Genomic DNA, 11,816 nt, shown 5'->3' with positions numbered 1-11,816 from the left:
CTTCAGCTTTCCGCATCATCCTGAGTTAAAACTGGATTAAATTTAATAGATTCAATTTCTAAAATTGGGTGATCGCCCAAATCAGAAATGTATGTCTTTTGACCTACACCTTTATAGTATTCTGATTCTTCTGATTCAAAAAGTGGTACCCACTCTGTACGATGTCCTAGATTGAATTTATCATCTAGTGAAGCATAATCACCAGGATAACGATTAGGCACCATGCCTACTATAGATCTTCCGTTAGTAAGAACTAATTCAGCCTGAGACCATATTAAATCAGAGATACCTGAAGGTTCAATGATACGAAGCGATTCGATTTCATTAAATGGTACCCAACCATATTGACCATTATTTAGAAATTCCAACATAGGACCTAGGCGGCTATCTCCGTCTGCTAGCCATTCAAAATTAACTTCTTCACCGTTTCTAGTCTTAATAGTTCCTGATACTTCAGGAGCAAGTTCCATAGCTTTATCTAACAATTCTTCAGATTTAGATGGATCCTTTTCCTCAATAGAGGCAATTAGATACCCCATCCACTCGTCAGCATCACCAAAAATAGCAGGTCTGCCATTACCCTGGAAGACGTTTTGCCTGTCAACCTCAGCATTAACAGCGGCTACATAAAGCATGGCAACGGGTTGTGCTTGCGAATTCATCTCAGCACTTAGTTTCAGAGAATCAACAGCTCTAGTCCAATCCCCTTTAAGTGCTAAAAGCTGAAATAAATTTGCACGCAAATCCGCACTGTCTGGATTCTTACGAACTTTATCCTTGGTTTGCTCAATAACTTCATCAATAGAATTTGTTTTAAAAATACCAGCTGTGTTCATATTAATCCTTAAAAAAATGGGGCTAACCCAACCTGTGCTGAATTAGCCCTTTTGACATGCGATAAATCTTGATGAGATTTACAAAAATTAAGCAGTAGCTTTATTTTGTTTGATGTCGTAACCAACAACAGATTCAGCACCTTTAGTACCTTTATCTGATTGCTCCCAGTATTGTTGTTTAACTTTAGCACCTTGGAAAGAGTAGCTAACCATCATAGCGTCGCCATCTTTTTCACCAGTGTATTGAACTGAAGTAACAAGAACGTCTTCTAAAGTGATTTTAGAGTATTCAACTTGTTCGCCACCAGCTTTGTTTACAGAAATTTCAACTTTGTCTAAGTGTTTACCAGTAGCACAATGTTTCATTACTGTAGGTGCAGCACGGTCGATGCGGCAAATAACGTGAAGGTCGTTGAAACTAGCTTTGCCAGTACCGCCGCCACCACCAGTAGCCATAGAACCAGGTTGAGTAGCACCCCAAGCGAATGATTCGATGTCAGTCCATTTAGCGTGTTTAGAGTCTTTAGATTCACCTTCAACACTTGAAATTTTTAAGAACATATCAACAGCCATTTTTTCTCTCCTATATAAATGGGCAATTGTTAAAAATACTATAAACGGAAATGTCTATAGTTACGGATTAGCCAGCCTTTTTAAGGGATGGCAGTTTAGAGACTAACCTTAATGAAACGGTTAAACCCTCTAACTGATAATGCGGACGCAAGAAGAATTTAGCAGCATAATAGCCTGGATTATCTTCAATCTCCGCAACTTGTACTTCAGCAGCAGCAAGTGGTTTACGAGCTTTAGTTTCTTGAGAAGAGTTAGCTGGATCTCCATCAACATAGTTCATAATCCAAGTATTCAACCAATCTTCCATCTCAATACGACTAGTAAATGAACCCACTTTATCACGCACGATGCATTTTAAGTAGTGTGCGAAACGGCAGCAAGCAAACAAATAAGGTAAACGTGCAGAAAGACGAGCATTTGCTGTTGCATCAGGATCATCATACTCTGCAGGTTTTTGCAATGACTGAGCTCCGATAAACGCAGCAAAGTCTGAATTTTTACGGTGAACTAGTGGCATGAAACCATTTTTAGCTAGTTCAGCTTCGCGACGGTCTGAAATAGCAATTTCAGTTGGACATTTCATATCCACGCCACCGTCATCGGTAGGGAATGTGTGAGTAGGTAAGCCTTCAACCGCACCACCTGACTCTACACCACGAATTGATGTACACCAACCATACTCTTTAAATGAACGGTTGATATTTGCAGCCATCGCATATGCAGAGTTAGCCCAAGTGTAGTTATTGTGGTTTGCACCTTCTGTATCTTCTTCGAAATCAAACTCATCAACTGGATTAGTACGAGCACCGTATGGTAGACGAGCCAGGAAGCGAGGCAATGTCAAACCTAAATAACGTGAGTCATCAGTTTCACGTAGGCTTCTCCATGCTGCATACTCAGTATTTGTGAAGATTTTGCTTAAATCACGTGGATTTGAAAGTTCCTGCCATGAATCCATCTGCATAAGTGAAGGGTCAGCACCAGAGATAAATGGGCAGTGAGCAGCAGCAGATATCTTAGCCATTTCACCTAAAAGCTCTACATCTGGAGGACTGTGATCGAAGTGATAATCTCCAACGATACATCCGATAGGTTCACCACCGAATTGACCATACTCTTCTTCGTATATACGTTTGAATATAGGACTTTGGTCCCATGCTGTACCTTTGTGACGTTTTAATGTACGACCTAATTCTTTTTTAGAAATAGGCATGAAACGGATTTTTAACATCTCATCTGTTTCAGTGTTATTAACTAAGTAATGTAGACCGCGCCAAGCACCTTCTAGTTTTTGGAACTCTTCGTTATGAAGAATTACGTTAATTTGTTGAGATAATTTACGATCAATCTCAGCAATAATATTTTGAATAGTAATGTATGAATCTGAGGAGATAGTTACAGCAGATGAAAGTGCTTGTTCAGCTAGAGTTTTAACTGCACTTTCAACAGCACTTTGTGCTTCTTCTGTTTTAGGTTTAAATTCTTTTTTAAGAAGTGAAGATAAGCCCTCAACTTCAATCGTGCCTTTTTCTTGACTTTGTTTTAAAGCTTCAGTAGCCATATATTCACCTATTCTTGATCTTGTTGAGCATCATCTGAAGATGATTTGTTTGGAGCAGCAGCAAGGGATTTAAGTAAAGCAGGATTTTCAAGAACTTTGTTAATCAATTCTTCAGCACCAGATTTACCATCCATATAAGTTAATAAGTTTGAAAGCTCAGTCCTAGCTTCTAATAATTTTGCTAGAGGCTCAACGTTACGGGCAATGTTTGCTGGGCTAAAATCATCCATACTGTTAAAAGTAAGGTCAACGTAAAGTCTACCTTGACCAGTAAGAGTATTTGGAACAGAAACATCCACGCGAGGGGCAATTGCTTTCATGCGATCATCAAAGTTATCTACATCGATTTCGCTAAATTTACGTTCACTTACTTCAGGTTGTTCCACAGTAGACTTACCAGTCAAATCTGACATAACTGCCATAACAAATGGGAGCTGAATTTTACGCTCTGCACCGTAGATCTCTACATCATATTCAATTTGAACACGTGGTGCACGGTTACGTGCAATAAACTTTTGACCACTTTTACTTCTTGAGCCCATAGTATCTCCGAAAATAAGCTAAAAAATAATAAGATGATTAATAATCATCAGAAGAACTACTTGAATCCTCTTCTTCTCTAGGAACCCAAGTCTGTTCAAACTGCTCAGAACCAGATGGGGCCAGGTTCTTAAGCATTTCAAAGAAATTAAGAGGAATCGCTTGCTGCAATCTGCGAATAATAAAAGGTGCTGGATGACTAGGCTCATAAACTTCGAAATAAGCACAAGCCTTCTCCAATGCCAATATCGCATCCGCCCTAGTTTTAATCTGAACCTCACGCCAAGAAGCAAACTTAGCTGAAGAATCAGAAGATGTATCACTTGATTGAGTTGATGATTCTGAAATTTCAGTGCTTTCAACAACCGCCTCCGAACTACTAGTTGAAGGTCTAGAGTTAATTAAGTGAACAAACGAACCAAATAAAGACTTAATAGTTGGAAAATCTGGACGCCAATCATGACCCAACTTTTCAACTACTAAATCCTCTATGCTTTGTAAAGCATTAAAAGCAACGGGAATAGCCAAAGCGATTTCATTTTCGGATTGAGTAGCTTGAGATAAAAGCTCAGACAATCGATTTTTTCCACCTGGAAACCCATCGTTACTTCCATCGATGATGGCTTCACCTTCACGTACAGTTAAATTACCGTAGTTATCCGATAAAAGTTTTGAACTACGAATACCTCTACCTAAGGTGCTCAAATCACCCAATGCCGAAATCGCATTTACGCGAGGCATAGGATCTTCATAACCATCTTCTTCAAAAAGCGGAGGATTAATAGAATCCCAACACTTTTCTAATGCCTGATGAACTAAATCAATACCCTGAGCATAGCCAACGAGACCACGTTGAAATGTCCAGGCATAAGTCAATATCTGTAGTATGCGAACATCACATGAACGCTTACATAATTCCAATGCCATTTTTTCAACTTTGGCCCAATCAGGCGGCTGGGCTTCGATAACAGCATCCCCGAACTGCTGTTCAGGTTTTGGGACAGAAGCCTGTACTAGATTCAGAAAATCTGAATCATACTCAAGATTGGCCCCACAATCATCATTATCGAATGAGGGAAATAACTCATCAAAATTCATCATGAAACAAATAATAGCAACGAAAGATTAAAGAATAATTACAGTAAATAAAAAACCCTTTATTCACAACAGAAATAAAGGGTTCACTAAATTACTGAAACACGTGATGTACAGTTGTTGTTTTTCCTTCAGTAACTTCCACGTTATAAACAGCAGGTGGGAATTCGCCGTTTGTAATTGTAATTTTATACTTACCAGGAGAAACGTTTAGGTGTTTAAACGGAGGGCTAGCACCATACTTACGTCCGTTAACTTTAACATCACCCCAAGGAACAACTGAGAATAGAAGAGTACCTCGTTTGGCAATTTTCTGACGATTAGCTTCTTCAAGTTTTTTAGTTTGTCTTCTTAACTCTTCAGCATCTTCTGCCTGTTTACGCTTAGCTTCATCTTCTTCAGCTTTGCGTTTAGCAGCTTCATCAGCTAAACGTTTTTCTTCCTCTTTAAGTGTGTCCTCAGTTATTTGTTCTTCGGTCTGCTTATCAGGATTAGCAACTAGGTTTGACAAATCTGAATTTTGACCACTTTGCCCATTTGCATCTTGATTGTTTGTACTAGAAGAATCAGTTGTAGCACTTGCGGTATTTGTTGTTTCACTTTGCCCTTGATCCACAGTAGTATTTGTTGTTTCACTTTGCCCTTGATCCACAGTAGTGTTTGACTGTGCAGGTGAAGTCTCACTAGCTGACTCAGTCGGAGCTACTGTAGTTGACGAATTTGCAACTTGGTTAGAGCTATCAGTTGAATTTGTTGAATTTGTTGTATTTGTTGTATTTGTTGTATTTGTGTCTTCAACTGGAGCTGTACCAGTAGCATTGTCAGTTGGTGAAGGCTGAGCTGGTTCTTGTTGAGTACTTGTTGCATTAGTATCAGTAACTGTTGCTGTACCAGAATCAGTTGCATTTGAAGTTGGTTCAGGATTTTTTTGTTTGTTTTCTTTATCTTCTTTATCATCAAATAAAGCAGACAAAGCACTTTCAGGCGATTGGTTGTTATTGCCAGAATCTGCAGTACTTTTAGGTTCCTCTTTTGGAGGTTCTACAGGAGGGTTAAGAGCAGGTTGCTCTTTTGGTTTTTCTATCGGTGCAATAGGAGCAAAGCCACCTTGATTAGGAGATTTTTTATCATCTCCAGAAAGTAGGAAATAAGTCAATCCACCCAAACACAACAGCAAAATAACAACGAAAATAATAGGTAATAATGAACCTTTTTTCTTGTTATTTTTAGCATTTGCCGATTGCAATTTAAGCATATCGATCTGCTCAGGAGTACTAGATTCAGAACTAGTGTTATCTTTTGAAGCCACAGAGTCAGTAGCAAGACTACTAGCTGAAACAGGAGATTTGTCCTCAGTTTTTTTCGATTTTTCATCTCCTGATTTGGAAGATTTAGAAGTATCAGCTTTTACGGAACCAGTAGTTGCGATCGTTGTGGTGGCTACAGATGCAACAGTTTTATTTGATGTGCCCTCATCTGGAGATTTTGAAGTCGAGGCATTCGAGTTGGTAGACGCTGGTTTAACAGGTTCCAAAGGTCTAGCATTTTCGTTATCGAAAATAGATAACAAGTTGTCATCATTTTTTGCTTTTGGAGATGATGTAACAGAGCTAGATTTAGCAACTGTTGCTGAAGCAAGGATAGCTTTACGTTTACGTTCTTCATCCTCGTGGCGACGTTTTTCTTCTGCTTCACGCTCTGCACGGACTTTGCGTTCTTCCTCTTCACGCAACCGTTTTTCTTCAGCTTCACGTGCTTCGCGAGCCTTGCGTTCTTCCTCTTCACGCAACCGTTTTTCTTCTGCCTCACGCGCTTCGCGAGCCTTGCGTTCTTCTTCTTCACGCAACCGTTTTTCTTCTGCTTCACGTGCTTCGCGAGCCTTGCGTTCTTCCTCTTCACGCAACCGTTTTTCTTCTGCTTCACGTGCTTCGCGAGCCTTGCGTTCTTCCTCTTCACGCAACCGTTTTTCTTCGGCTTCACGCTTTTCGCGGGCTTTGCGTTCTTTGTTTGTGTCTAATGATTTATTTTCTTTGGATTTTCCTTTAAACAATCCGCCTATAAATCCTTTAGAAGTTTCATCTTTAGGTTTAGAAGTATCTGATGATGTAGGAGGTACATCTTTTTGTTGCTCTTCATCTTTTTGTTGAATATCTTCTTTTATTTGATCAGATGTATCTGCACCAGTTAAATTTTGCTCTTCAGGTTTACTTTCAAAATCAAAATCATCAGGGAGAATAATTCCACTTTCATCTGTACTAGAGACTGGAAGGTTGTAACTTTGCCCTGATGTACCAATAGCAACACTGAACTCATCTAAGTTTGCAAAACGTGCAGGAATTTCAAGTGCACAAGCCTTATCAATTGCTTGCAATTGTGATTGAGTAAAAAACTGAACTTGATAGTTACTTAACGGTTCCTGATCCTGCATCGTCCTATTAACAGCAGGAGTAGGCATAACCTTCATAAGCAATGTACGAATAACCTGTCCTAAACCGTACACATCAGTATGCGGACCCAAAGGCCAAAGAAAATTATCTGTAACTAATTCGTAAGCAGAAAATGGTGAAATTAGCTGCTGTAAGCTTGGGTTTTTAATAATATCAAGACTGAAATTAGGAAGTATGTGGAAATGTCCATTACTATCCTCAAAAATAGTATCAAGCGTCCACACTCCATAAAATCTATTTTGCTCGTGAAGTGGCTTAAGCTCAATAGCTAAATCTTCAACAAGATCCTGAGCATCTTCTGCTTGGATATGTCCATGCCATAAGTCTGTTTGACTAAGGGGCACCCAGTCAGAACCGATAGATCTCAGAGCGTTAGTTAGTTGTATATTTAAGTACATAGTTATTATGCCTGAAGAAATAATACATTGAACAAAGTGTTATTAGGAACACCGCCATGAATATAAGTTTTATATGGAGCACCAGTTATATTACTAGTCCACCAATAGCTATTAAGACCCTCTGGGTTAAAGAATTCACTAAGCCCATCCCATACATTATAACTGTCATCTGAGTAATCCTCCATAAGGGCATCATCAGAGTGCCCGTCGTTAAGGATTGATAGAATGTCTTCAGAATTAATCTGAGGAGCAACTGTCTGTTGGGGTCCTGACAACATATTGCCAAAAGTTTCATTTGCCAAGGAAACAACGTATTCAAAGTCGCTTGCAGGACAACCATATGAAACAGCCTGTCTTAAAGCCTCTCCAATTTTGCTATAAAAATTAGAAGCACCATCAATTAATTGAGTATTGTAATACTGAGCTGGTAAATACAAAGTAATTAGAAGTGGAAATATACGACCAACTCTATCTCTTGAAGGAGCTAACGATCCAAGCTGAAAGTAGTTTGAACCATTCGAAGCAGGAATTGCAAAATTCCAAATAGGTGCGTGGAAATACGATTCCTCTGCACCAAAACGTGATTTGCTATAAATCAATCCCTGCTCAAGCCACTTATGCCACCAGTCCATCAACTCTGTAGGAATTCTCCGATATAGAAAATCGCCACCAGCTGGCATTTTGCCGTACCAGCCAAGCACACTACTAAGATTTTCTTTTGTAAGCATCTTAGTTAACTCCTGGGCAAGTAAAACTGCGCATCTCGCCAAGTCTGAACGGGCTCTTAGCGGAATTGGCTGTGATTTCAAGTTTCACAGAACGTCCCCCAATATTAAACGTTGCGAAAATTACTTCAGGCGAGCGACCATTTTTAATTTTTGCATTATCGATAAGACGGTTTAAAGCCCATGGACCATTTGTCGTCAAGGATGATGTTCCATCAATCGGGCTAAGAGTAATTGAAACTTGATTGCTTCCCTGACCTGGCCAATCAAACGACTTACCAATTTGTGGACCGTGTTCATAAGTCAGAGTTTGACCATCAATATTAAGAACCATCTGAGTTATACTTGCATCCATCTCAACTGGCCTAATAGACACTTTAAAAGAAGGTTCAGGTTTGCCACCAGCAAAATAAACATCACGAATTACAGATGCTTTTTCGAAAGAAGAAAGATATTTGGCAATATTCCCTTTTGAGCCGTCTACACCTGGTTTAAAACGCCATGGATGTTTGGACATATCCACCATATTGATTAAGTGCTTATTAAAGAATTGATCCATCAAACCATTTGGTGCAAAGAATCTAGCAAAATCATTAGGAGCCACATCCCTAGTAGTAGATCTAAATGGATATCTGTTTGTAATCGAGTTCCTGCAAGACATACCTATCTGTGCATTAATATCCGCACCGATATTGGCTTGTGCTCCAGAGTTAATCGCTTTTGAAGCTTCTGCAGTAATCGAAGTAAGCATGTTACCCACAACAGGTGGTAAACGACCTGATTCAGCCTGAAGCTTAGAAATAACATCTTGGGATGGCAATGTTACTTTGGTCCTAAGTGCGGTCTCAGAAGCCGTCAAGAAATTGTATAACTCCTCGATTAAGTCAATAGTGCCTTCAATAGGTGCATCTTGGTTATTGCCAGCACTGACAGCTAACTCATGGTAATCGATAAAGTGGTTATCAACCATGGACTCAAGTTTTTCAGGCTCTTCTTTACCCTTAATAAGGTCACCCGTATCAAGAGGTCCCATCAAGGAAGTTAGCGAAGATGCCATACTTGAGGCACTTTCTGTAGCCCTATCAACCAATGTTCTTTGGAAGTCAACATCCTCACGAAGCAATGTTGTGTCTGCAGCTACACCCTTAACAAATTTTGTAAGAGGTGAATTAGATGATGACATACTGCGAGAAAGCTCAATTGCATGACTTAAATTTTTAGGTGGAATTACTTCCACATCCGCTAAGAAGGCATCCCACTCCCTGATATAGTCTACAAAGTAGAGTTTTTTTACATCATTAACAAGTTTGTTTGCACTGCCATCAGCAAATTTTGTGTTGTTAATCCCGAGAACCCACTCATCATCTTCTCTAAGTTGGATGGCAATCTTTTCAATATTTTTATTGAAGTTATTCCAATATCCCTCATAAGAGAAAATTCTATTTACACCTTTATTCAAAGCATCACCACTTTTACGACGGAATACTGTGGAGGCCTGCACCCCAGCAAGGTTCATAAGTGATACATCGTATTTTGAATCTTGTTTTAGAATTTCTCTTGCTCGATTGTAGGCACGTTCAGCTAAGTCATGAGCATCTATACGGTCACGTGCCAACTGCACTAATTCCTCATTTAATGGGAATGGAGATACAAAAGCACCCTGTCCAAATAAATAATCCATATGCTCACGAAGTAACTGGAACTGTTCGTTATTGAATTGAGCAGATTTATCGGCTACTACATCATGAAGCACCCACTGCATAAAGTAGTCTTTATCGTAGTGTTCGGGTTCATACATCATTAAATAAGCACGTAAAGCCTCGTAATAAACAACGATATTTGCATCGCTCATTGTGGCTAAACGTTTTTCAATTCTTTTAGCTATCTGAGGTGCAAAAACCTGATGAATAGCCTCATCGTATATAGAGCGCGAAGCTGATTTAATTTTGCCACCCTGGTACAAACCAAAGCCATAAGAAAACGGAGCATCCTCAACATTGAAAGTCTCACCGTTTGGAAGCTTTTTAACTAAACTGAGGTAAGGCAATATACTGAAAACATCACCACTTTCAGAAATTTTAATGTTGTTACTATGATTTTGAAGTACTGGTAATTTCTCTTCCACAAAATCAAGATATCTAGTGTTATTGCGGTAGCTATTAAACCAAAGAGTTAAGGCTCCTAGCAAAAGCAACCCAACTAAACCATACCCAATCCACTGCATTTGACGATAACGCTTCTCCCACTTCAGATTCACACCAGCCAAACCTGATTCCTTGAAAATTAAATTTTGAAGTAGGTCGGTTAGGAAATAGCTTTTTCCGCCCTCAAGCACAGGTGCTTTGTTGTGCTGAGAAATGCCGTCGATTTGCAGATAATCTTTTAAGTCCTCACTAACTTTATCGAAACTAACACCACCCTGAGTTCCGCTAGTGAAGTAAACGCCACGTGGAACAATTTTAGATTCCAAGCGACTAAATGAGAAAACTTCGGTTAGGAAAGTGCCAAGTACAATTCTTAAATTTGCAAATTGCTGTGGCAATAAATACGCCAATGAACTGCTTTCTAAATTCCTGTTTTTCATTAACAAATCTGGAAGCCCGTCGAATAAACGCTCTTGCAGAATTTGGAATTCTTTTTCGTACGAATCGTAGAAACTAAATCCCTCCTCTTGAGACTCTTCATACGGGAACGTGAAACCCCAAACCTGCTGATGCTCCTCAACACTAAGGTTATCGAAGTAATCCTCAAAACCATGCAATTGGTCCATCTTAGTAACGAGAATATAAACAGGAAACTCTGTACCCAATTCATCGCGTAATTCTTGGAGACGTTTTTTAAGTGCAACTGCGTGTTTCGCACGCTCCTCTTGAGTTGAAGCAAGCAAGTCGTACACACTGACAGTCAACATAACACCATTAATCGGCTGCCTTGCTCGATATTTTGTAAGAAGTTTTAAGAAACCCTTCCACTCATCTTCGTCAGTCGCAGTATTACTATCTTGTGTAGTGTATCGACCTGCGGTATCCAGAAGTACAGCCTCATCAGTAAACCACCAATCACAATTACGAGTACCTCCCACGCCTTTAAGAGCCATACGACCAAATTTCTCTGCCAATGGAAAATTAAGCCCAGAATTTACTAAAGCCGTAGTTTTACCTGAACCTGGAGCCCCAATAAACACATACCAAGGCAATTGATAAAGATATTGTTTAGAAAATCTAGCAGATAACGATTTGTCTTTACCATTTTCAAATCGGGATTGTTTTAAAAGTGCAATCGCCTCATCGAAGCGTTCTGATAATACTCTGACTTCTTCACGCTCTTTCTCGGTAAGTTTTTCATTGTCCTTAGGTTTTTTGCTTTTAAGTTGTCCTAAGAGCTTTGCATTAAGCCGTCCTTCTCGATATTTCCTCCAAAACAACCTTAAGAAATAAAGTGCAAAGATGGCAATGATTAAGTACATCCTCACATCACGAGATTCAAGTGGAGCAAACTCTCCAACCCTTAGTGCAGGACCTAAAAACCAAATCAAACAAGAAAGAATTACAAGGCCAAGAAATGACCACAAAGCTCTACTAAACAAAAAACTAAAAATTCTTGTGATAAACAAATTTATAAGGCTGAACATGCTTACCCTT

At 39.4% G+C, this 11,816-nt stretch carries 8 protein-coding genes; all 8 read right to left on the bottom strand.

What is annotated here, in order from left to right; genetic code table 11:
- Nucleotides 1-2: 2 nt before the first annotated feature.
- Nucleotides 3-836: a type VI secretion system accessory protein TagJ gene (locus KUI_RS00475; RefSeq protein WP_013521894.1), complete on the bottom strand. Its 834-nt coding sequence runs from the start codon at nucleotides 834-836 to the stop codon at nucleotides 3-5.
- Nucleotides 837-923: 87 nt separating this feature from the next.
- Nucleotides 924-1,409 (bottom strand): Hcp family type VI secretion system effector, encoded by a 486-nt coding sequence (locus KUI_RS00470; protein WP_013521893.1) that lies wholly within the window; start codon nucleotides 1,407-1,409, stop codon nucleotides 924-926.
- Between the two features lie 67 nt (nucleotides 1,410-1,476).
- Nucleotides 1,477-2,970 carry a type VI secretion system contractile sheath large subunit gene (tssC, locus tag KUI_RS00465; protein WP_013521892.1) on the bottom strand — a complete coding sequence of 498 codons (1,494 nt, stop codon included), beginning with the start codon at nucleotides 2,968-2,970 and terminating at the stop codon, nucleotides 1,477-1,479.
- An 8-nt stretch (nucleotides 2,971-2,978) separates the two neighbouring features.
- Nucleotides 2,979-3,512, bottom strand: coding sequence for a type VI secretion system contractile sheath small subunit (gene tssB / locus KUI_RS00460; RefSeq protein WP_013521891.1), 534 nt, complete (start codon nucleotides 3,510-3,512; stop codon nucleotides 2,979-2,981).
- Between the two features lie 37 nt (nucleotides 3,513-3,549).
- Entirely contained in the window at nucleotides 3,550-4,611 is a 1,062-nt protein-coding gene (gene tssA / locus KUI_RS00455) for a type VI secretion system protein TssA (RefSeq protein WP_013521890.1), read from the bottom strand.
- Between the two features lie 88 nt (nucleotides 4,612-4,699).
- Nucleotides 4,700-7,450, bottom strand: a complete 2,751-nt coding sequence (locus KUI_RS00450; protein ID WP_014840023.1) for a PEGA domain-containing protein — start codon at nucleotides 7,448-7,450, stop codon at nucleotides 4,700-4,702.
- Between the two features lie 5 nt (nucleotides 7,451-7,455).
- Nucleotides 7,456-8,178: a type VI secretion system-associated protein TagF gene (tagF, locus tag KUI_RS00445; RefSeq protein ID WP_014840022.1), complete on the bottom strand. Its 723-nt coding sequence runs from the start codon at nucleotides 8,176-8,178 to the stop codon at nucleotides 7,456-7,458.
- Between the two features lies 1 nt (nucleotide 8,179).
- Nucleotides 8,180-11,806, bottom strand: a complete 3,627-nt coding sequence (tssM, locus tag KUI_RS00440; RefSeq protein WP_013521887.1) for a type VI secretion system membrane subunit TssM — start codon at nucleotides 11,804-11,806, stop codon at nucleotides 8,180-8,182.
- Nucleotides 11,807-11,816: the final 10 nt, after the last annotated feature.

The sequence above is a fragment of the Taylorella equigenitalis ATCC 35865 genome (assembly GCF_000276685.1).
GTDB classification, from domain to species: Bacteria; Pseudomonadota; Gammaproteobacteria; order Burkholderiales; family Burkholderiaceae_B; genus Taylorella; species Taylorella equigenitalis.
This window is presented reverse-complemented; position numbering and strand designations above follow the sequence as displayed.

Excerpts from the sequence above, each read along its gene's own strand:
- KUI_RS00475 (WP_013521894.1), bottom strand. The coding sequence starts at position 836 with ATGAACACAGCTGGTATTTTTAAAACAAATTCTATTGATGAAGTTATT.
- tssC (WP_013521892.1), bottom strand. The coding sequence starts at position 2,970 with ATGGCTACTGAAGCTTTAAAACAAAGTCAAGAAAAAGGCACGATTGAA.
- KUI_RS00450 (WP_014840023.1), bottom strand. The coding sequence starts at position 7,450 with ATGTACTTAAATATACAACTAACTAACGCTCTGAGATCTATCGGTTCT.
- tssA (WP_013521890.1), bottom strand. The coding sequence starts at position 4,611 with ATGATGAATTTTGATGAGTTATTTCCCTCATTCGATAATGATGATTGT.
- tagF (WP_014840022.1), bottom strand. The coding sequence starts at position 8,178 with ATGCTTACAAAAGAAAATCTTAGTAGTGTGCTTGGCTGGTACGGCAAA.
- tssB (WP_013521891.1), bottom strand. The coding sequence starts at position 3,512 with ATGGGCTCAAGAAGTAAAAGTGGTCAAAAGTTTATTGCACGTAACCGT.
- KUI_RS00470 (WP_013521893.1), bottom strand. The coding sequence starts at position 1,409 with ATGGCTGTTGATATGTTCTTAAAAATTTCAAGTGTTGAAGGTGAATCT.
- tssM (WP_013521887.1), bottom strand. The coding sequence starts at position 11,806 with ATGTTCAGCCTTATAAATTTGTTTATCACAAGAATTTTTAGTTTTTTG.